This is a genomic window from Motilimonas eburnea, from assembly GCF_021295345.1.
Lineage (GTDB): Bacteria > Pseudomonadota > Gammaproteobacteria > Enterobacterales > CBDFNC01 > Motilimonas > Motilimonas eburnea.
Genome location: NZ_JAIMJB010000033.1, coordinates 9554 through 34071 on the forward strand (window position 1 = coordinate 9554; position 24518 = coordinate 34071).

Annotated in this window: 4 protein-coding genes; 1 reads left to right on the forward strand and 3 read right to left on the reverse strand. The window is 49.1% G+C overall.

Features of this window, described 5'->3' with window-relative positions; translation table 11 throughout:
- From K6Y21_RS20330 to K6Y21_RS20340, 3 genes are read right to left on the reverse strand one after another with little or no spacing between them, the layout of a single operon-like run.
- Complete coding sequence (locus tag K6Y21_RS20330) at positions 1-6345, reverse strand: aminotransferase class V-fold PLP-dependent enzyme (RefSeq protein WP_233073756.1); 6345 nt, start codon at positions 6343-6345, stop codon at positions 1-3.
- Positions 6342-16142: a non-ribosomal peptide synthetase gene (locus tag K6Y21_RS20335; protein ID WP_233073758.1), complete on the reverse strand. Its 9801-nt coding sequence runs from the start codon at positions 16140-16142 to the stop codon at positions 6342-6344. Before K6Y21_RS20335 ends, K6Y21_RS20330 begins: the two co-directional genes overlap by 4 nt.
- A complete protein-coding gene (locus K6Y21_RS20340; RefSeq protein ID WP_233073760.1) occupies positions 16139-22597 on the reverse strand; it encodes a type I polyketide synthase in 6459 nt (2152 codons plus the stop codon). The genes K6Y21_RS20335 and K6Y21_RS20340 overlap by 4 nt, the downstream gene beginning before the upstream one ends.
- Before the next feature lie 950 nt (positions 22598-23547).
- On the opposite strand from K6Y21_RS20340, the gene K6Y21_RS20345 reads away from it, so the two are divergent.
- Positions 23548-24234 (forward strand): hypothetical protein, encoded by a 687-nt coding sequence (locus K6Y21_RS20345; RefSeq protein WP_233073761.1) that lies wholly within the window; start codon positions 23548-23550, stop codon positions 24232-24234.
- Positions 24235-24518: the final 284 nt, after the last annotated feature.

Here is a 24518-nt window from a genome sequence, read left to right on the forward strand (position 1 = left end):
CTAGTCTTTGCTCAATCGAGTCAGTTCATTTAGGAAATGATCTGCCAACGTCACGATTGTTTCTTTTTTATACAGGGTATCACTGTATGAAAATGTCACTTTTAGCTCGCCCGCAACCACATGAGCTAACACATAAAGTTTCCACTTACGGCTCAATCTGTTATCGCGCCAAATGGCGTGATGATTGACCTCGTCGTAATCCACTAGCCTGACTAAACCGGTTTCTGCTGGCTCTAGCGAGTCAACGTCATCTAACAAGTTAAGGGCAATATCAGCACGGGGAATATTGGCCATCACTTGTTTAGCCTGTGCCGTTTGGTTTAAGTAACGCAGCAGTGGCAAAGACTTAAACTGGACAGACGCATTGGTAAATTGCGCCGATAAGGCTTGCATGCTGGCTGCGTCGCTCAGCTCAGCTTGGCAATGAAATGGCGTGGTATAAACATCAGAAAAATACCCCACCAAACGGCTTAAGTTTTTGCCTAACTCTTGGTCGCGTCGGCCATGGCGCTGAATATCTAAGTTCACATATGGGCTTTGGCTAAAGTGTGCAACGGTTTTAACCAAGGCGCTGGCAATGGCACTGCGCAGGCTGACATTATCCAGCTGCGCCAGTGCTTGCTGTAGCCCTTGGGTTTGCGCCACCGATAAGCTGATCTCTAGGCCTTGGTTGCTGGCGACCAAGTTGGCCCCATCAAAGTCCGTTGGCAGTGGCTTAGCCTGTTGCCAATTAGCCTGAGCGATGGCGTTAAGCTCAGCTTGCAGCGCAGGTGAGTTGGCATAGGCGAGTAAAGCGTTGGCATATTGTGTGTAGCTGATATCGGCAGCGGGCAAACGCGGCGTTTCGCCTTGTGTCAACTGCTGGTAAACCGCAAAGAAGTCGTTTCTTAACACCTCACAGGAAAACCCATCAATCAAGCTGTGATGTATGGTGATCACCAGATAGCTATGATCGCCCTCACCAAAGTTTAATAGCGCCACCTGAAATGGATTATTGGCTAAATTAATGGTCAGCTGTAACTGCGCCACCAACTGTTTTAACTTATCGGCCTTGCTGGCTTGGAACCCAGCTAAATCATATTCCGTTAACCCATAGGCTTGGTGCTCGCTGATAGTTAGCTGCGCCGTTGCTTGAGCCTTGCTCATTCTGGCGCGCAAAATACTGTGGTATTTCAGCAATAAGTTAATGGTTTGATTCACCCGCGGGATATCTAACGCGCCGGTCTTAAATTCAAGAATGATGTTACCGTTCCAATGGTTGATATCCCCGTTTGCGCCTTCCCCTTCGGCAAACTCAAACATCTCATGAATACTTGGCAATAATGGGATCGCCGCTTCGGCTTCGCCTGATAACTGTGTTAAATCAACTAAGTTATTCTGCTTGATCACGGTTTCAAGTTTGGCAATGGTTTGCTGGCGATGAATATCTTGAGCCTTAACGCTAAAACCCAGATTTGAGAGTTTCGCCGCCAGTTTAATCAAGGTGAGCGAGTCTCCCCCCAGCGCGAAGAAGTTATCTTCTATGCCGATGGATTCAACGCCCAAAACGTCTTGCCACACTTGACATAACTGGGTTTGCAGCTCGTTCGTTGGCGCCACTTGCTGCGTGGATGAGCCGACCAGCTCAACCTCAGGCAAGGCTTGACGGTCAATCTTACCATTGGGGTTTAATGGCAAGGCGGGCAGCACTATAAAGCCCGCTGGCATCATGTAATCCGGTAAGTGGGTTGCCACTAACTGCTTGGCTTGCTCGATTAGTTCACCGTGTTGCGCAGTGTCACCTTGCGCCGACACTAAGTAAGCAAGGATGCGGTCGGGGTCAGTTTTGGTAATGACATGAACCTGCGTCACTTGTGGGTGCAGCAATAAGGTTTCTTCAATTTCACCTAACTCGATACGACAACCGCGAATTTTGACTTGGTGATCATTGCGGCCAATAAACTCTAAGCTACCATCGGCGCGCCAGCGCATTTGGTCACCGGTTTTATACAGGCGCTGGTTAGGATCAAAGGGGCTAGTGATAAAGGCCTTGGCCGTCATTTCAGGTTGATCTAAGTAATCAATGGCCAAACAATCACCGCTCACGTAAAGCTCACCTGTGACCCCCACGGGCAATAATTTAAGCTGTTCATCGAGCAGGTAAACTTGCGCATTGGCTAGGGGCTTACCCACTGGAATTAACCATTTATCCAGTCCCTTTTGATCTGGACTGGCTAGCTGAGTAAAGCCATTAACCCCTTGAAGATGCTCAGGCTCGAAGCATTCTTGAGCAATGCGCATTTGATCCTGCAATACCGCTTGTAGGCTATTAAATTCGGTAAGCGGGTTACTCAGCACCACACGAAATACACGGCTGCCGTTCACGCCATGTTTATCTAAGAACAAGGTGGTTTTAGAGACAAAGCTGCGCCCTGCTCTAAACTGCTCTTGTTGGATCACTTCCACCGCATCGTTTAATCGCTCTAGCTCGGCCAAGGTATAAGGCTGCTCGCTGCGATCTATACCGCGCAGGTCACTTGGCACATAACGGTAGTTAATGATATTGAGATCCGGTATTGCCCCAACGATTTCAAAGCAATTAGAGGCTTGGATCAGTTTCACAAAGTAAGCCGTTTTTTCCATACTTTGCTCGACCAAACGGCCATAACCCGGCTTAGAAATCAAATGTAAGCTGGCATGCAGCAATAGCGCATTGGCCGGCCTTGAGCCTTCTAAGGTGTATTGTCCCATGTCAAAACTACCCGGCTGAGCTTGGTAATTGGCATGAGTCGCAATGGCTTGCAAACTGGCCGTGTCTTTAAACAAACATAAGCTAATGCCTTGAGGCAAATAAAGCTGCTTATGGGGGCATAAGGTTATGGAATCGGCCTGCTCTATGCCTCTGAGTTTATATTGATACTTATTAGAAAATTGGAACGCCCCGCCCCACGCCGCATCAACGTGGAAATGCAGTTTATGGCGGCGAGTGACCTCAGCGATTTCCTCAAGGGGATCCAAGGTACCGGTTTCCGTTGCCCCCGCGATCCCTATCACAGCCGCAATATAGATATTGTTGTCTTGGCAATACTTAATGGTTTGCTCAAGGTGCTTGATAGACATGCGCTGCTCTTCATCTTGCTCGATAGCCAGCAAATTGGCTTGGCCGATACCAAACAAAGAGACGGTCTTTTTCATCGAGTAATGCAATAAGCGGCTGCCCAAGATCACCATGCGCTGGTAACCTTTTTGCTGCAGCGCCCAGTTCAAGCCGTGTTTATCTAGGTCTTGCTTGGCGATGCCGGCCTTGATCAAGCCATTGTTGCGTGCATACAGCAGCGCCGTCACATTAGACAAACTGCCGCCGCTGGTGACTAAACCAAATACATGGTGAGGATCTTGGCTAAAGGCGTCGTAGTATTGGTTATCAAAGTTGTAAAACAGCTTATGCATGGTTGAGATCACTTGGCGCTCAATCAAGCTCATGCTGCCCGAGGTTTCTATCTTCACCAAGTTTTGGTTTAACTGGGCAATCAATTTACTGATTTCGGGCATAAAGTTAGGCAGCTTAGATGTCATGTGGCCGACAAAGGTATCGGCGGTGACATCCACAGTGCCAGGCAACACACTGGTTTTTAACTCATGCAAATAATCAGAAAAACGCGCCGCGACCAGGGGCATATCTGTGCTGCTAAATTGCTTACTCAAGCCTTTCACATCGGCGCCCAGACGCGGTGCGACGCTGCTTGCATCCAAGCTTGCGGCCGAGTTAGTCGGCCCATTGAGGGGCGCATCTTGGTCGAGAAAGTGCTGTAATAAACTTAAATCTAAATCGCCGTGGCGCAGCTCATAAGCCAGCACGTCCGCGCCCACTTCCGTTGAGCCGTATATGTTATACAAGGTGACATCGGGCAGCTTTTGTTGAAACGCTTTTGCCACATCCATGGTTAAGGCTTCACCGCTGGAAATAACGCAGCGCAGCGACGGTAAGGCATTAGGGTCACTCAAGCTTTCTAATAACACCCGCAGCAATGACGGCACTAAGGTAATGCGTGAAATCCCGTGTTGGTCGACCGCCTCGAGTAAACTTGGCAAGTCGCCCACTTGCTGATCGCTTAGCACCACTAAATGTTTGCCAAGGGAAAAAGGCTGAAACACTTCCGCGACATGGTCTACAAAAGCCAAAGAGGTTTTATGACAAAACACATCTTGCGCCACTGGGGGAATATATTGGTTCATCCACTCAACGCGGTTAACCATGGCGCGATGACTGCCGCGCACCCCTTTGGGTTTACCCGTTGAGCCCGAGGTGTAAATCACATAGGCCACTTGTTCGGCATTCACCGTGCTACTTGCAACGTAATCTTCTGAGCATTTTGCTAGCTCAGATTGCACCTGTTTGTCATCTAAACACACCCCTTGCGCGGCGCTCACTGGCGTCGTTTGCAGCAGTTCAAGGTGAGTTAACACTGTGGTTAACTTGGCGTCAGTTAGCATATAGGCCAAGCGCTTAGCTGGGTTATTGGCCGCCAGTGGCACATAAGCCGCCCCCAGCTTTAAGATAGCCAGCATACTGACTAAAGAATCTAGACTGCGCGGCAGGCAAATACCCACTAAATCGCCCGCTTTCACTTGGCGATTCTGGCATAAATACTGGGCTAACTGGTTGGCCTTCGCGTTTAATTGGCCATAGCTGGTATGCGCTTCGCCCACCACCACGGCGAGTTTTTCCGGTGTCGCCAGCGCATGTTGCTCAACCAGTTGGTGCAGCAATAAATCGCGAGAATAAGGCGCTTGAGTTTGGTTCCATTCAACCAATTGCTGGCGGCGCTCGGCCTCGGTTAAATAATCCAGCTGATAAACACTGACGTCAGGTTGAGCCGTTAACTGTTTCAGCAAGTTTTCAAAATGCTGCCCCATGCGCGCGATGCTTTCCGGCTCGAATAAATCCGCGTTGTACTCCCAATGCAGGGCTAAACCGGCTTGGTTTTCGCTGACATACAAGGTGAGATCAAACTTGGCGTCTTGGCTGCTTAGAGTCATCGGCTCTAGGGTTAAGCCATCAAGGGCAAAGGCCGCTTGTTCATTGTTTTGCAGCACCAGCATAACTTGGAATAGTGGCGTGTAATTGGCGCTGCGCTCAGGGTTTAAACGCTCCACCACTTGCTCAAACGGTGCTTGCTGATGCGCATAAGCTTGATACAAGTTATCGCGACTTTGCTGCAGTAAGGTCGCAAAATTTGGCCGCTGTGACAGGTCAGCTCTGAGCACTAAGGTGTTCGCAAAAAAACCAATGATGTCGGCAACTTGCTCTTGCTCCCTATTTGCAATCGGGGTGCCAATCACTATGTCGCTTTCATGGCTGTAGCGCGCCATTAACACGGCGAGTGTGGCGTGAAGCCCCATAAACAAGGTGGCGTCGTGTTGCTGACAAACGCGATTTAGTTGATCCTTTAACGGCGAGCTTAACTGCTGTTGGTGCACGCCGCCCGTAAAGGTTTGCATCGCACTGCGCGGATGGTCTAGGGGTAAGTTGTGCACTAATGGCAAGTCTTCAAGCTGGTGTTGCCAATAGCTGAGTAACTTTTCTAATCGCTCACCTTGTAGCCACTGACGCTGCCACGCCGCATAGTCGGCATATTGAATAGGCAGTGGCGGCAAGGGATTTGACTCCCCTTTAACTAAAGCCGAATAGACACTGAGAAACTCTTTCACCAGCACCGTCATCGACCAACCATCACTGGCGATATGATGCAAGGTCACGTACAAGATATGCTGCTGCGGCCCTAATTTAACTAAAGCGCTGCGCAACATAAAGTCACGCTGTAAATCAAACGTCCCTTGGACTTGCTCGGTTTCAATTTGGCGCAGCCCTTGATCTTGGTGCGTCTCCTCGCTCAAATCATAGTGAGCAAGACAAAACTCCTCTACCGGGCGTAAATAAAGGCGCGGGTTGCCATTTTCGTCGCTAAAAAAGCTGGTGCGCAGGCTATGTTGACGCTCAAGCAAGATACTAAAGGCTTGATTGAGTAACTCTGTCTGTAACGGGCCGTCTATTTTAAGCCCCTGTGCCATGTTGTAATGAGAGCCTGGCCCCTCAAGCTGATCCAGTAGCCACAACCTTTGCTGGCTAAACGACAAGGGTAAATTGTCTCGCTCTGCCACCGGCTTTATCTGCGCGTTGGGCTCAGCCTTTTCATTATTTTTCAAATAGCTCACTAATTCGCTTTTTGCCGACTTTAACGCCGCCACTAGCTCAGGCGTCAGCGCCTCCTTGTTGCCACGAATTATCAAATCTTGTTTGCTATCAAGACCTAATCTAATACCGCTTGCCTTTAATTGGCTTAGTAAATCCATTACCGCATTCATATTGTTAATTCCACTTCGTCTGATAACAAATTATCGTCTTGCTCTAACTGGACACTCGATAAGGTTTCCAGCTTGTCTACGGCTTGCGCCAAGTGCGCTAAGGTCTCGATAGCAAAGAAATCCTTTAACGCGAGGTTAATGTTGAAACGGCTGTTGATCTTAGTGACCAACTTAGTGGCCGCTAATGAATGGCCGCCCAACTGAAAGAAGTTGTCGTCACGTCCCACTTGAGTCACGCCTAAGGTCTGCTGCCAAAGCTCTGCAAGGGCTTGCTCTGTGGCAGAAACTGGCGCGACATACTCACCACGCACTTGGCTTAAGTCCGGTGCCGGTAAGGCTTTTCTATCTATTTTGCCGTTGGCCGTTAATGGCATAGCCGCCAGTAACATCAAACTATTTGGCAGCATATAGTCAGGCAGTTGCTCACTTAAAAAGCTGCGCAATTGCTGGCTAAATGCCCCTTGGTCGACAACCGGCGCGGCGGTAACCACATAAGCGGCGATCAGATCGGGATCGTTTTGCGCCATCACCACACATTGAGCAACATCAGGGTGCTGAATAAGGCGAGACTCGATTTCGCCCAGCTCTATCCTAAAGCCGCGAATTTTCACTTGATGATCTAAGCGGCCCAAGTATTCAAGCTCGCCACTGGGTAAGTAACGCACCAAGTCACCGGTGCGATAAACGCGCCCTAGCGCCTTGTTTTCTGATGTAAATTTCTCTGCCGTTAAGGCTGGGCGATTAAAGTAACCCTTGGCTAAGCCCGCACCGCCAATTAACAGCTCACCGGCGACGCCTTTCGGCACCGGTTGCAATTGCTGATCAACCACATAGAACTGGGTATTGGCAATCGGCCGGCCAAGAGAAATACGCGATTCATGACTCAGTTGTTGCACCGATGACCAAACACAGGTTTCCGTCGGGCCATACATGTTCCATAAATCGATATGGCTTTGCTGAGTTAAGGCTTGTTTTAACTTAAGGCTCAAAGCCTCACCGCCACACAAGACTTTAAGTGGCGCGCTGGCTTGCCAACCATCATCCAGCAGCATATTCCAGGTCGCGGGCGTAGCTTGCATTACCGACACCTGATGCTGCGCTATTAATGCGCGCAGCGCACTTGGATTGATGGCATCATCGCGACTTGCTATTACCACTTTAGCACCGGTGATCAACGGCAAGTAAAGCTCTAAGGTGTGAATATCAAAGGACAATGACGTCACCGCCAGCAAGCTATCTTTTGCTGTTAATCCCGGTTGTTGTTGCATCGACAGTAAAAAGTTACTCAAGGCGCCATGTTGGATCATCACCCCTTTGGGCTGACCGGTAGAGCCCGACGTGTAAATAACATATGCCAAATCTTGGTCTGTTACCGTCACCTCGCTGACGTCAGCCGAGCTATATGCCGACACATCGGTATTGTCTAGATCCACCACCAATTGTTCATTAAGCGCTAACACCTCAAGCAAGTGGCTTTGGCTTATCACCACTTTAGCGCCGCTATCGGCCAACATGTAAGCCAAGCGCGCAGGCGGGTAACTTGGGTCTAATGCCACATAAGCCCCGCCCGCTTTAAAGATGGCAAGCAAGGCCACCAGCATGTGCTCGCTGCGCTCAACACTGATAGCAACCAAGTCGTTACGACCCACCCCTTGCGCTATCAAATGACGCGCCAGTTGATTGGCTTGCTGATTGAGGGCTTGATAGCTCAAGCTGCTATTGCCAAAACACACAGCCGTTTTGTTTGGCTGTAACTGAGCTTGCTGTAAAAACAGCTGTGGCAAAGGCAATTGCCCTAAGCACACCGAGGTATCATTAAGCTCACTAACGAGGTAATGCGATTCCTGCGCAGACAAAATGGGCGCGGCAAACACACTTTGCTCAGGGGCGGCCAGTAGACCATTGAGTAAAGTGGCAAAACTTGCCGCGAGCTGCTCTATGGTTTGACGATAGAAGAGATCTTGACTGTATTCCCAATTAAGGGCGAGTCCTTGCTCGGTTTCACGCACATATAGGGTTAAATCGTACTTAGCCTTACATTGGTTAAATGGCACTTCGGTCACTTCAAGCTCAGGCAAATCAATTTGCCCTTGCTGATTATTTTGCAGCACTAGCATCACTTGAAATAAAGGGGTGTGACTCACGCTGCGCTCGGGTTGCAGCATGTCAACGAGCTGTTCAAATGGCACCTGCTGATGATCATAGGCATCCAAACAAGTTTGTTTACTTTGCGCTAGTAAGTCGCTAAAGCTAGGGTTGGCCGAGAGATCACTGCGCAGCACTAAATTGTTTACAAAAAAGCCTAATAACGGCGCAACTTCACCTTGCTCACGGTTAGCGATGGCGGAGCCAATCACTATGTCTTTTTCGTTGCTGTAGCGAGATAGCAGCGCAGCAAACGCCGCGTTAAGTCCCATAAACAAGGTGGCTTGATGTTGCTGACAAACTTGTTGCAGCTTTATCACAGTGTCTTTTGCGATGACTTGGCTAACCATAGCGCCATTAAAGCTCGGCATGTTTGGCCTTGCTCTGTCCAGCGGTAAACTGTGTACCCTAGGTAAATCAGCCAATTGCTGCTGCCAATAGCCAAGCTGCTGGTCGAGATATTCCCCTTGCAACCATTGTCTTTGCCAAATCGCATAATCAGAATATTGCACCGCTAATGGCGCAAGTGGATTGGCTAAGCCCTGAGCAAACGCGCTATAGAGCTGACTGAATTCTTGCATCAGTAAGCTCACCGACCAACCGTCTGACGCGATATGATGCTGCGTCACCAATAACACATGCTCATTATCCCCAAGTGCCACTAAGGTCGCGCGAAGCATCAGGTCAGTGACCAGATCAAAACCGGTTTCCAGCTCCTGTTGCATTAACTGGGTCAATTGCTGCTCTTGTTCATCCTGGCTAATGCCTTTTAGATCAAGCTGATGAACCTTAACCTGCACTTGCTGCTTGATGACTTGCTTAGGTTCAATGGCGTCATAACCCGTGCGCAAAATGGCATGGCGCTCAACCAAGGCTTGCATGGCTTGCTCCAGCGCATTCACATTCATCTGCCCCGTCAGGCGAATGGCCGTGGGCATATTGTAATGGGCATTAGCGCCCTCGATTTGGCTTAAAAGCCATAGACGCTGCTGAGCAAAAGAAAGCGGCGCCTCGGTTAGGGGTCCATGGGCGGTGATCTTTAAGTGAGTCTGGGTTGTTTCACTTTCGATGGCGGCGACCAGCTCGGCAACGGTTTGCACTTGGAATAGGGTTTTCACCGGCATGGCTAAATCAAACCATTGATTGATCTTGGCCATGACCTGAGTCGCCGTTAACGAGTGTCCGCCAAGCTGGAAGAAGTTGTCTTGTAAACCCACTTGCTCTTGATTGAGCACGCCTTGCCAAATCTCACAGACTTGCTTTTCTAGCTCTGTGGTTGGGGCGACATAAGTGCGGCTCAGCTCAAGTTGAGGCGACGGTAAGGCGCTGCGATCTAACTTGCCATTGCGGCTTAGAGGCAGCTCAGGGAGCACCATGATCACACTGGGCACCATGTAGTCAGGCAATTGCGCGGCCAATTGCGTGCGCACACTGGCGATAAGCTGATCGTTTGATACGGAATCACCCGATTGAGCGACCATGGTTTTTGCAACAAGATAAGCAACCAAAGAGGATTGACCTAACTTGTCTTGATGGGCCAAGACAACGCCCTGTTTAACTCCCTCACAAGCAAGCAGGCTTTGCTCTATTTCACCTAGCTCAATACGAAAACCACGAATTTTAACCTGATGATCCACTCGGCCTAAAAACAGCAGCTGGCCGTTTGGCAACCAGCGCACAAGATCGCCGGTTTTGTAAAGTCGCTGCACAGGCTCATTGGCATTAAAACTATGCTCAATAAAGCGCTGCGCCGTTAAATCCTCACGATTCAGGTAACCGCGGCCCACTCCATCACCACCGATATAAAGTTCACCGATAGCGCCCACGGGCAATAAGCTCAAGTGGCTGTCCAGCACATAAAGCTGGGTGTTGGCGATGGCGCGACCAATCGTTAACGGGGCACCGGGCTCAATAACCTGCATGCTGGCGCAAACGGTGGTTTCACTTGGGCCATAGGCATTAATTAACCGATAGCGCTGCGACCAACGCTCAGCTTGGCGCGGGTCGCACGCTTCACCGGCCACAATTAACGCCTCTAATGCGTAATGAGCGTCAATATCTAAATGGGGCAACAAGGATGGCGGCAAGGTAGCATGGGTGATTTTTTGCTCCACCAAAAGCTGTTGTAACAAGTCGGGGTTAGTGCGGCTTTCCTCGCTGCAAATGTGCAACGACGCCCCTTGCATTAACGCCATTAACCATTCAAAGGTGGCGGCATCAAAGCTTAATGACGCAAATTGCAGCACTTTGCTTTGCGGTGTGACAAAAAAGCGTTGGCCTTGGTCATAGGCCAAATTCACCGCGCCGCGATGCTCCAGCAAGGTGCCTTTAGGTTTGCCCGTGGTGCCCGAGGTATAAATCACATAGGCCAAATTACGGTTGTTTTGCTCTGGCAGTAATACCGGCTCTTGGCTTGATTGCCCGTCGATTTCGTCTTGCACTTGATCTAGCACTAAACGAGCCGTGCGCACCTGTAGGCCCGCCAGCATGTCGTTGTAAGGAGCTTGCGTGATTACTAAGGGCGCTTGGCTATCTGCTAACATATAGGCCAAGCGCTCGGCGGGATAATTGGGATCAAGTGGCAGATAAGCGCCGCCGGCTTTTAATATCGCCAGTAAGGTCACTAAGGTGTCCACCGAGCGTGACAAACACACACCAATAATTTGCTCAGGCCCAACTTGATAGGTTTGGCGTAAATAATGGGCAAGCTGATTCGCTTTGGCGTCCAGCTGGCGATAACTTAACGCTCCTTGCCCATCGGTAACCGCCAATTGCTCAGCAAAGGTTTGCGACGTTTGGGCAAATAATTGCTGCACACATAAGGTATCGGGATAAGCTTGTTGGCTTTGGTTCCACTCGATTAATTGCTGCTGCTCCGACGCTGAAATCCAGTTTAAGCGAGCGATAGGCTGCTCTGGCGTTTGGGTGACTGCGCTGACCAAGTGATTAAAGTTTTGCGCCATGGCCGCTATGGTTTGCGCCTTAAACAAATCCGCGTTGTATTCCCAGCTTAGGGATAAGCCTTGCTCGGTTTCATTGACGCTGATGGTCAGATCGTATTTGGCCACTTGATTTGCTTGCTCTACCTCAGTGATTTGCAATGACGGCAAGCTGACCTTAGGCATTTCATTGTTTTGCAATACCAAAAGGATCTGAAACAGTGGGCTATGACTCGCGCTGCGCTCAGGTTGTAAACGCTCTATCACTTGTTCAAACGGCGTTTGTTGATGGCTGTACGCCTCCAGCAAGGTCGTCTTACTTTGCGCCAGTAATTGCGCAAAGCTAGGCAAGCCCGAAACATCGGCGCGCAACACTAAGTTATTAATAAAAAAACCAATCATGGGCGCGACTTCGGCTTGCTCACGGTTCGCGATGGGGGTGCCGATAACGATGTCGGTGCTGTGACTGTAACTGGCCATCAAATACGCTAATGCGCTATGTAAGCCCATAAACAAGGTGGCGCCATGCTCTTGACACAAGGCGTTAAAACTTGCGCGGGTGGTTGGTGGCAAGACAGATTGCACCTGTGCGCCGCGATAGGTTTGGATGTCAGGTCTTGGATAATCCAAGGGCAAACTGTGCAGCGCAGGTAACTCGGCTAACTGCTGCTGCCAATAATCCAGCTCTTGGTTTAATCGTTCAGGCGTAAACCAGCGCTGTTGCCAATGGCTGTAATCGGCATATTGATAGGCTAATGGCGCTAAGGCCAGCGCCTCCCCCTTAACCAAATGGGTGTAAATTTGACTGAGCTCTTGCATCAGAAGGCCAACGGACCAACCATCGGCGGCGATATGGTGTAAGGTCACCAGCAATTGGTGCTGATTGCTTGCCAACTTAATCAGCTGAGCCCTGAGCATCAGATCCGATGCTAAATCAAACTCACCTTTCGCCTCTTGTTCAATCAAGGCTTCGCAGGCCTTGGCTTTTTCCTCACCGGCTAAGTCAGATATATCGGTGAACGCTAAGCTAAACGCACGCGGATCTTGGATCACTTGATAGACTTGGCCTTGCTCTCCCGAAGCAAAACAAGTGCGCAAGCTTTCATGGCGCTCAATGACAGCAGTAAACGCCCGCTGCAATGCGCCAACGTCAAGGTCGCCTTCGAGCAAGAGGGTTTGGTGCATATTGTAATGTGCGCTGCTGCCTTGAATATGATCAACCAGCCATAACCGCTGCTGAGCAAATGAAGCGAGTATCGGCTCGCTGCGATCAACGCGGTTAAATGGTAGTGACTCGTTGGCCGTTTCTTGTTCAACTTCTTGCTCAACTTCTTGTTCAATCACTTTCGCCAATTGGGCTAAGGTTTGATGTTCAAACAGCTGTTTCACCGCCAGATTGATAGCAAATTCATGATTGACCTTAGCGATCACTCGGGTTGCCGATAAGGAGTGGCCCCCCAGCTGGAAAAAGTTATCTTGCAAGCCAATTGGGTCTTGCTTGAGCACTTGTTGCCAGATTTGACCTAGCTTGATTTGAGTCGAGGTGGTTGGTGCTTGATAGGTTTGACGTTGGCCTTGCCAATCTGGCTCAGGCAGCGCGTGGCGATCCACTTTACCATTGCGATTTAACGGCCAAGTGTCCATCACTATCAGCTGGCTTGGCTGCATGTAATCAGGTAACTGGGCTTGAAGCTGCGCGCTGATTTGCTGTGCACTGATTTGCTCATTGGCCACTTTAACGTAAGCCACCAAGTGTTTTTGTTGCTGCTCGTCTTGCTTGAGTAGCACCACGGCATTGAGTACGCCGTCACAGCTGGACAGTTTAGCTTCCACCTCGCCAAGCTCAATTCTAAAACCGCGTAACTTCACTTGGTTATCACGTCGCCCGATATATTGGAGCTGACCATCTGGCGTGCGCTTTACTAGATCCCCGGTTTGATACAACTTGGCATTGTCGCGATAAGGGTGCTCAATAAATTTCTCGGCCGTTAATTGACCTTGATTTAAATAGCCTTGTGCTAGACCAAGACCGCCCACATACAGCTCGCCAACACAAGCCGCGGGCAGCAGCTCTAGCTTGGGCCCTAAAATCAAGGTATCAAGATTATCAATGGCTTGCCCTATAGCAGGCCAAGAATCGGCAGGAGCCGAGGTAGCATTAAATGTTGTAGCCACATGGGTTTCGGTTGGGCCATAGTGGTTCCACAATTGGCACTGGCTGTGGGCATCGAAAAACTGACGTAATTCTTTGCTCATATACAAGGCTTCACCGGCCACGATCACTTCGCGCAAACAGCTAAGCTGAGTTTGGCTAAAGTGTGTTTGCTCGGCAATCAATTGCAGCACCGCGGGTGGCACAAACAAACGCGCAATTTGCTGTTCGTTAATCAACTGAGGCAGCAATTGCAGCTGCGCTTTTTGCTCCACCGTCATCAGCACTAACTCACTGCCCGTGTGCCAAGCGGTGGCGAGCTCTTGGATCGACACGTCAAAGGTAAGGGGCGTAAATTGCAAGGTGCGAAGTGGCTGAGTTAAACCGTCTTTTTGCGCCGTTGAGACCACCAAGTTGGTAATGGTTTGATGGGTTTGTAGCACCCCTTTTGGCTGGCCTGTGGAGCCAGAGGTATAAATCACATAAGCCACCTGCTCTGCGCTAATGGCAAGATCAAGATCTTCGCCACTTAAACTCGCCCAAGGCGCCGTGGCGTTTGGCTCATCAAGTATCACTGTGGTGATGCCAGTTTGGTGAATGGCTGCCAAATTGGACTGGGTGAGCACTAAAGCGGTGCCACTGTCTTCAAGCATGTGCTTTAGACGCGCAGACGGCGCGTTAGGATCAAGCGGCAAATAGGCCGCGCCCAGTTTTAATATCGCCAAGATAGCAACTAAGCTGGCTGCCGAGCGCTCAACTAACAAGGCAACATAGTCAGCTTGGTTAACCTTGCAATTTTGTTGTAAATAGCGCGCTAGCTGGTTTGCTTGTCGGTTTAGATCACCATAGCTTAAGCTTAAATATTCAGCGCTAAGCTGCGGGGCGTGGATGGCGATGGCATCGGGATTGAGTTTGGCTTGACGCTCCAGCAATTGATGAATACATAATAGCGATGATAAATCGACTCTCGGCTCAGCTAAACTCGGCGCTAAGGACAAGGCCAATTGCTGCTGTTGCTGCGCATCACTAAGCATTGGCAGTGCAAAAATGGCTTGCTCTGGTGTGGCCATGGCCTTGGCCATTAACAGCTCAAAGTGCTCGGCCATGTTTGCCACGGTTGCATCAGTAAAGATGTCGCAAGCGTATTCCCAGGTTAGCTCAAGGCCGTTATTGGTTTCGACCACGTCGAGACTTAAATCAAATTTCGCGTGCTGGGTTTGCTGCGCCAGTGGCGTGATGTCCACGCCCGCTAGGCGCGGGATCCCCGCGGCATTATTTTGCAGTGCCAGCATCACCTGAAATACTGGGCTGAGGTTAAGGTGGCGCTCAACCTGCATCTGCTCAACTATGTATTCAAAGGGTGCTTGCTGATGCTCAAAGGCTTCTAGCAAACAATCACGGCAAAGTTGCAGTAGATCCTTAAAGCTGGTGCAGGAGTTAAACTCGGTGCGAAGGGCTAAGCTGTTGACGAAAAAGCCCACCAAAGGCGCAAGTTGGTCATTATCTCGGTTTGCCGTTGGCGTGCCGATAACGATGTCGGTGTCATTGCTATAGCGCGCCATTAAGGCCACCAGCCCAGCATGGAGCAGCATAAACAAGGTTGCCCCCGACTGCTGAGCAAATTGTTGCCATCTGGCGCGAGTGTTGACATCCAAAGTTCGGGTTAAGGTTTTGCCCTTAAAAGAAGACGCCTTGGGGCGCGCCTTGTCTAACGGCAAGTTATGTTGCCCTGCGTGTCCCGCTAGCTTGTCTAACCAATAACGGCTGAGCTGCTCCAGCTTGTCGCCGGCCAGTTCACGTCGTTGCCACTGCGCATAGTCCAAATATTGAATGGGCAAAGGCGCAAGTGCGCTCTGGCGCTGGGCACAAAAATCGTTATAAAGGGCGAACATCTCGTCACACAAAATACTGCGCGACCAACCATCTGAAGCGATATGGTGCATGGTAATAAGCAGCACATATTGCTGGCTTTGCTCCTTGATTAAGGTTGCGCGCAGCATAAGCTCCTGACTTAAATTAAATGAGCGAGCGCTGTCTTGTTCAATCAAGGCCTGAATTTGCTCGCCTCTTTGTTGTTCACTTAGCTCAGATAAATCAATTTGCGCCAGCTTAAACTGCCAATCTGTTTGCACCACCTGTTGCACTTGCTCGTCGGGATCCACTAAATAGCAAGTGCGCAGGATTTGATGGCGCATACAAATGTGCGAAATGGCTTGCTCTAAGGCTGCCACATTAAGGGCACCCGTTAATTTAAGAGCCGTAGCCAGATTGTATTGACTGCTTTCACCATCAATTTGATCGATTAACCAAAGGCGCTGCTGAGCAAATGACAGGGGCCCATGCTGGGCGCCCGTTGCTGTTATTGTGCTAAGAGCCTGTGGCTGTTGTTTTTGCTGTTGCTGCTGCAAATAGCGGATCAGCTCGGCTTTGTTGGCCTTAAGCATGTCGATGGTTTGCGGCGAAATATCTGTCTCTGCGTGTATGTCTATACCCCCTTCGCCATTTAACGACAGGGAAATAGACTCGCTCAAACAGTGCTGAATAAGCGCTTCCATACTCATATGCTCACCTTCACTTTTTGTGACTCACGCACGACGGAAATCGCGGCATCGGTCGCTTTTTCAGCTGGCGTTGCGAGGGACAAAATAAAGTCGGTGATGGCGTCCACACTGGGGTACTTTAAGATCAAGGTGGCCGGCAAAGATAAATCGACGCTGGCTTGTAAGCGGTTTTTAAGATCCATCCCCATCAAAGAGTTCAGTCCGTATTCAAACACGTTCACATTGGGCTCTAGGTTTTCACTGGTGTCTAACCCCAGCACAGTAGCTAAGGTTTCGGTAACCTTGGCCAATAAGATCTGGCGTTTATCATCGCCCGAGCTGGCGTTAAAACGCGCAAGAAAATCATCTTCCAAATTGGCATCTGCTAAATCAAAGAACTGACTAAATACCGTGGCTTGGGCCGGATTCACTTGCTGGTTGAAGATCTTGGACCAATCCAGATCAAATACCCCAGCTTGCGCCATCGACGACTGCATCAGATGCGCCATGGCATGTAGACCGGCATCGGGTGCCAGCGCAGCCATACCGGCATTGTTCATGCGCTTAATGTCTTCACTGGCCAAGTTAGCCGCCATCCCCGCTTCGGCCCAAGGCCCCCAGTTGATGGAAAGACCCGATAGACCAAGGGCGCGGCGATACGCACATAAGCCATCCATGTAAGCGTTAGCGCTGGCATAGTTACTTTGCCCTGCCCAGCCCACGACCGCAGCGATAGATGAGAAACAAACAAAGAAGTCTAGGGTGATGTCTTGAGTTGCTAAATGCAGGTTCCAGCTGCCTTGCACCTTAGGCTGCAACACGCGCTGATACTTTTCTTCACTTTGTTGCATGATAGTGGCGTCATCTAACACACCCGCGGAGTGAATGATCCCCGCTAATGGGCGAAGCGGATCGTGCACCTCTGCCACCACACGTTTAACATCGTCAAGCACGCCCACATCCGCTTGTAAGGTTAATACCTCAACACCCGCCTCACGCACCAAATCGATAGCATGAAGGGCATCAGATTTAGGTGCGCTGCGACCAATAAGCACGATGGATTTCGCGCCATTTCGCGCAAGCCAAGCCATGATCTCAAGGCCTAAGCCGCCTAGGCCGCCGGTCACTAAATAACGCTTATCGCCCGTGATAATTTGACTTGGCACCGGCGTTAGCAGCTTAGTGTGTCCTTGGGTAAAATCGAGCAACACTTGCGAAGCGCCCTGTTGCAACGCCGCGCTGGCTTGCTCTAGCTCAGCCAAGTTAAAACAGGTAAGTGGCTGTGTAGCTGGCGCGACACTATGATCGACTAATTGGGTCAAAGCTTGGCTAACTAGGCTTGGTCGATGCAAGGTTAAGGTCGCCAGATCTAGCTTGATATAGCTAATATCAGATTGATTTAACTGACTAAGCAGCGCTGTGTTTGTGGCTTTAGTGGTTTTAGCGGAGTTAGCAGCAAGATGAATAAACTGACCCGCAGGTTTAATTAACTTAGCTAGGCGCAGTGATGGCGCATTGGCAAAGTTAACCACTGCATCGACCATCGAATCAGTCGCGCCCTGATTTAAGCTTTGCAGTAGCGCCATCAGCTCTTCACTTTGCGCTGCTGTGAAAATGCCTGCCAATGCTTCATTAACAAGTGGTAGCCCTGCAAACAACTCGGCTTGCTCGCTAGTTGACGCCGCCACTATCACCTTAGCGCCTTGTTGGCTTAGCTGCGCGGTCAATTGCGCAGCGCTGATTAATGCCAAATCACCTTGTTGCTCACTATGTTGTTCATTTAGGTTAACCAGCACCACACCTTGTGGCTCGGCTAAAGAAGCTAAGGCAACCTGCGAAGTCAGGCTCGCTTTTAACTGCCCAAGGGACGGCACCGATGCTAGCTTAGCCACCAGCTTCGCCTTAATGCTCATATAAGCGGCGGGAACTTGAGTTGACACAAACACCACGGGCTCATCCAGCTCAAGGCTCGCAACATCACAGCCCAGCGCGGTAACGCGACCTTGTAGGCTGTAAACTTGCGGCGAAGCTGAGTCTGACAAGCCATCAAGTTGCATAGATTCAAGTACCACTTGGTCAACCTTCACCAGCACTTCATCAGCGGCGAGATTAGCAGGTTGAGCCGCGGCAAATGGCATTAAGGTTTTGCCTTGCTTTCTAAAACCAAGCTCAAACTGGCTCGATGGCGCCATCGGCATCGCCATATATTGATGCTGGGCTAAGGTTTCATATTTAGTTTGGTTAAGGCGATGGACAAAGCGGCCGTGCTGGCGCAGTGATAGCTCTTGCTCAAAATGCGTATGGGTTAACTCAGCGGTTAATTGAGCAATCAAAGCATCATGTTGGCCTTGCTCCAGATCCACCAAGCTTACCTTGTATTCAGGGTGCTCAGAGGCTAATACGCGGGCAAATCCCCACAGCGCCTGCTGCTCCGGGCGCAATAGTGTTTCATCTTGCGCAAGCTGGAATGCCCCTTGAGTTGCAATGTAAATCGGTAACCCTTGCTGCCATGCCACGCCATTGATGCTTTGAAACGCTTGTAGCGGCGCCACCGTGGTGTGGAAACAATCCGGCGTTAATAGCTCGCCCTGATTTTCGGGCGCATTTAGCCCCCATAAATATACGATGCCCGTCACTTGACCGGCTAAGGCTTCAAGCTGCGCGCTCAATTGTGCTTTCGATTGGCCTTGATATGCCAACAAACTCACCTGATGACCTTGGGCTTTTAATGAGCTTGCCAGCGCCGCAGCAACACCTTGTTCATCGGCCAATAACAACCAGTGCCCTGCTGGAGTTTGGCTTGACTCGGGCAGTGCTTGTGGTTGCCATTGGTAGTGATACGTAAGGGGCAAATCGGCTTGTTGATCTTGTAACTGTGAGGTGTTGGCTTTTAGCTCTACGCCAAGTAACTCAACTAATACCTCGCCTTGCTCGTTAACAATAAACAAGTCGCCCTTGATTTCACTGGCGTCTTTAAACTTGGTTTGTAAATAGCCGTAGCAGCTTGCCGTTGGCTTTTGTAAGTAGTTAATTTGGCCAATTTTAACCGGCAAATACGCGCTGTTGATGGTGGCAAACAGGCTTTGGAACGCCGCATCTAAGATAGCTGGATGCAGTAAATGAGTCGCCACCTGATCGCTCAGGGTACTTGGCAAGGTGATTTTGACTAGGCTGTCCATGTCGTTATGCCAAGCATGCTCCACCCCTTGGAAACTGGCCTGATAATGAAGCCCTAAGTGATGACAGTGCTGATAGAAATCGGCTTGGTTTTGCACCGCGCCAAGGCGCGCTTTAATGGCCGCTAAATCAAATCCGGTTTGACGATAAGCCTGCACTTGCCCGCCAATGTTGCCTTTACTGTATAAGGACCACACGCCGCTATCTGGGTGCTGTGCACTAATAGTAAATTCGCCCGTTTGCGCCTGATAAACCGTTTCTAGGGTTTGAGGCTGCTCTGGCGAGACAAAATACGCGCGTAAGAATTCAATGTTTTCAATCGAAAGACGTGGCAGCTCGGCTGCGTCGTCGGCAACGTCCTCGGCTAATTCCCCGACAATGTCTTGCTGCAATGATAAGGCCACATTTAGTGCGGTTTCAACATAAGCCGCCCCCGGATAGATCACCTCGTTGTCCACTTGGTGATCGTTGAGATAGCTAAGCTCTTGCAGATCCAGCTTGTTTTGCCAAAGCGCCGTGGTCGATGACAAGCGCCCCCCTAATAGCGGGTGTTGGCTACGCGCAAATGCGCCTTGAGGCTGGCTGTTGTAGAGGCGAGTTTGTTTTACATCCTCGTGCTCTTGCCAGTAACTTTCATGTTGCCAAGCATAGTTAGGCAAGCTGATGGCCGACTCTGATACCTGATAGTGTTGACACCAATCTAGCTCAGCACCATGACAATGCAGCTGAGCTAAGGTGGCCGCTAACATCAAATTATCGTCGGCGCCGCGCTTCATGGTTGGGATCACCACAGCATTGCTCTTCACTGCTTTTAAGTTGGCTTCTATCGAGCTGGCCAGCGCGGTATGAGGGGCAATTTCAATGTAATGGCTAAATCCGCCTTCACTCATGGTGTTAATAGCCGCTTTAAACAAAACCGGCTCACGGACATTGTCCGCCCAATAAGGGGCGTTCCAATCGCCCTCTTGCGTCAGCTCGCCTGACACAGTGGAATAAAGTGGCGTGTGCGGCGTGAGCACCTTAATGTCACTTAAGGCATCAATTAGTGGGGCTTTAAGCTGATCCATCACTGGGCTGTGATAAGGCACGCCCACTTTTAGAAAGCGAGCAAAAATGCCCTCTTTGTCTAATTGATTAAAGATGTCGGTTAAGCCATCTTCGTCTCCTGATAATGTGAGCGCGTTGTCGCTGTTAATGGCGGCAATGGACACCTTATCGCTGACATTAGCCAGATAAGGGATCACTTCTTGCTCGGTTAAGGCCACGGCTAACATCTTGCCTTGGCCTTCGGTGGTTTGTTGCAATTGGCTGCGGTAATAAATGACTTTAACCGCGTCGGCAAAGCTAAGTGCACCAGCGCAATAGGCCGCGGCTACCTCACCCGCACTGTGACCGGTAATGGCATCGGCCTTGATCCCCCAACTGTCCAACAAGGCCACCAAGGAAACTTGCACCGCAAAAATGCCCGGCTGCGCAATTTCCGTGTTGTAGATGGCATCGGGATTGGTGGTATCGGCTATCAGCTCAACCAAAGACCAACCGGTATAGGCTTGAATGGCGTCACTGCACTTATCCATCATGGCAGCAAAAACGGGCTCTTTTTGGTATAGCGCCATGCCCATTTGCGGCCAAGTGGTGCCCATACCAGAGAACACAAAGGCTTTCTTATCTGCGCCTTGCGCGCTGGCCGCTTGCTGCACATAGGCCGCCGACGGCGTGTCATTTAAATAATCCGTCAGGCCTGCAATCAATTGGGCCTTGTCTGCGCCGTTGATAACTAAGCGATGTTTAAAGTGCTCACGGCTCAGGGCAGCATGGGCACAAATTTGCTCAATGTCGCCGTCATCACTTGATTGCAAAAATTCGAGGTAAACTTGCCCTTGGCTCTTTAGGGCTTTACTTGTTTTGGCGCTTAAACAAAGGCTGTGAATGACTTTTTCCTTTGGCATTTGCGCTTTAACACTGGCCTTAGGCGCTTCTTCAATCACCACATTGGCATTGGTGCCACCGAAACCAAACGAGTTCACGATCGCCTTTTTGGTTTGCCCCTCAGCCACCGGCCAAGGCGTATTGTCACTGGCGATATCAACATTTAGCTCGGCTAGGTTAATGGCAGGATTGGTGTTGTGATAATGGATATTCTTTGGAATAACGCCTGCGTTCATCGCCATCACGGTTTTAATCAGGCCTGCCACACCAGCCGCGGCTTCGGTGTGACCGATATTGCTTTTCACCGAGCCAATCACGCACTTGCCTTGGCGCTGGGTATCACCACTTAAAGCATGACCGAGCGTGCGACCTAAGGCATTAACTTCAATGGGGTCGCCCACCGCGGTGCCCGTACCATGGGCTTCAGCGTATTGAATATCCGCGCCGGTAAAACCGGCTTTAGCCAATGATTGCTTTAATAATCTTTCTTGCGCATCGCCATTAGGCACAGTAATGCCGCTGGTTTGACCGTCTTGATTGACACCAGAGGCCTTGATCACGGCCAGAACATTATCGCCGTCGGCTAGGGCATTTTTTAGCTTTTTAACTATGACTAATCCGGCCCCTTCACTGCGCACATAGCCATTGGCCGAGGCATCAAAGCTTTTACATCGGCCATCGGGTGACAGCATGGACGCTTTACAGATCGACATGGTTAATTCAGGGCGCAGCAAAATATTCACCCCGCCCGCGATAGCCATCTTACTATCGCCGCTAAGCAGGGATTTACACGCCATATCAAGGGCAACCAGCGAAGATGAACAAGCCGTGTCTAACGTCAGGCTTGGGCCAACAAAGTCAAAACAGTAGGAAATGCGGTTTGCCGTCAGGGTCATGGAAGGCCCGGTGGCCGAATGGCTGGCGATCATGCCATGAGCAGCGGAATCAAGCTGGATCTGCTCATAGTCATGCATAAATTGACCAATATAAACGCCAGTATCGCTGCCCTTAAGGTTTGAGGCTTTTAACCCTGCGTTTTCTAATGCTTCCTGAGTGAGTTCAAGTAACCAGCGGTGCTGTGGATCGATATGGGGGGCTTCGATGGGAGAGATACCAAAAAACTGCGGGTCAAACTTGTCTATATCTGAAATAAAACCGCCGCGCTTCACATACATACGATTGGCTTTGTCTTTATCGCTATCGTAGTAGGCATTGCTGTCCCAGCGATCAGCAGGCACATCCACTATGCCATCCCCTCCCGCCAATAAAAAATCATAAAATTGGCGCGGTGAATTGACGCCGCCGGGATAGCGACAGGACATACCGATAATAGCGATATCGGAATCGTTTGTATTTTTATTTACAGTCATTAGGAAAACTCTTCTTTGCAGTCAAATAGATTCAAATAGGTAGATGTTATGAGTAAGTCGTTAAGTAACTTACTTTAGGTGAAGCCATTCCAATAAACCTTGGCAAGTTCACAGTGGAATGCCCCAAAGAATGCAGGCGGTGAAGTGGGATTTTGGGTACCCTTTTGGTTATATTTAGATAGCTAATAAACAACAAAAACAAGCCCATAAAAACCAATTCAGAATCACAGTAAAATCAACAAAAGCCAGTCTAAACAACCCCAAAAAATCATTCAATATACATTTAAAGACAACTTAATTAACTAAATATTAACATTTAACCATTTCAATCTTGGCAACACAAAACACCACTAAATCAAAATAAATCAGCAACCTAAACCACTTTTAATGACAAAATAACACAAATAAACCAAAGATCATTAATAACACAAAGATCAATATCAACAGTTAATTAAGTTTAACAATAGGTTGCAAAAACGTTAAAACCTATCAAACCTTATTTTCATTTCGATTTATTCAATAAAATCAACATCAATAAAAATGGGCTTAATTTAAGTCAAAAGTACGAGTAAAGGATTCATTATTTCTGCTGATTTCTCAGAGCGTCTAACACGATTTAGTACAAAAAATATCCTCCTAGCTAAGAGGCAAGGCGAAGGTGCTGTTCCGTTCCCTATACGGGGGGTAAGTACGCCAGCACATAAATAGCGAAACTATCGTTTTGTTCACGGTAAAGGGTTAACCTATTGATATATCATTGCTTAAAACGTTCTAGCCCCTGCACTACTGGGGCCAAAATGATCTCGGTAATCTGACATTTTGGCTTATGTTAAAGATGACTCGGTGGCTATATGTTTGATAAATAATTGCTTTTTGGCGTTTGCCTTAGTCGTGGTGCGATGGCATATCACGAAAAGTGGGTAAAACACTGTTAGAGCTACAAGGAAATCATGTACCAAACTCGATTAAAAGAAATTGTAGATTTATCCTTTAAGAGTCTTTATGAGAAGATCAATGGAGGTTTGATCGTTGTTGAAAGTGAAGCTTCGTTACAACTCCAGCTATCATCCATAATTAAAACGATAGGTGATCTATTCGTCTATCAAAGAGACGAAATTTTCTCTATCGAACTAGAAAAACCTGTACGCCTTTCAAGTGGTAGCTTTAAAAAAAGCAAATCATCTAAAGCTAAAATCAATATATTTCTATCCATAGAAAACATATCTTCTGATGAATGTCATAGCTGTGCTATTGAATTGAAATTCTTTAAAAAGTCAAATCATAGAGAGCCCAACAACAGATATGATGTATTCAAAGATATAAGCAATCTCGAAAATTACGGTGAATTTACTGATTACGGAATATTACTTGTTGCAACTGATCACGAGCACTACATCTCCCAAGAAAAGTATTCAAAAGACACAGCTGACTTTGATTTTCGAGCAGGGGCAAAATATGAGTCAGGGACTCAATTAAGTTATAGAACAGCCACCCCGTATGGTGAGCCAATCACACTAAATGGAAGCTATGACTTCAAGTGGCACGAGGCAACCAAAGGAGTTAGCTTCATGTTCTTAGAAGTTGATAGCTCTAACAAGTCAAGCCGGCAGGACACGCTACCGCACGCCTCTGCTTGAGGTGTTAGGTTTTAAAAATGAGAATATCGTGGAAGACGAAAAGAACTGGAAGTTAAAGCTCAGATACGGAAAAGAGACAACACAATATACTCACTTTACTGTCATAGGCAATGGAGTTGTAGGTGAACTAGTTGACGGTTTTGAGTGTCGCAAGGGGCAGGGCGGGATTCCACTTTGTTCAACTTTTAACCAAATATAATCTTTGAACGATATTCGCCGGACCAACCTGACTTTCTACGCTTGGCTGCTAAGCTATCTTTTTCGCTAATATCCTGCTTTATCGC

What these genes read in the sequence shown, in the direction of transcription:
- K6Y21_RS20330 (WP_233073756.1), bottom strand. Translation starts at nt 6,345, where the DNA reads ATGAATGCGGTAATGGATTTACTAAGCCAATTAAAGGCAAGCGGTATT.
- K6Y21_RS20335 (WP_233073758.1), bottom strand. Translation starts at nt 16,142, where the DNA reads ATGAGTATGGAAGCGCTTATTCAGCACTGTTTGAGCGAGTCTATTTCC.
- K6Y21_RS20340 (WP_233073760.1), bottom strand. Translation starts at nt 22,597, where the DNA reads ATGACTGTAAATAAAAATACAAACGATTCCGATATCGCTATTATCGGT.
- K6Y21_RS20345 (WP_233073761.1), top strand. Translation starts at nt 23,548, where the DNA reads ATGTACCAAACTCGATTAAAAGAAATTGTAGATTTATCCTTTAAGAGT.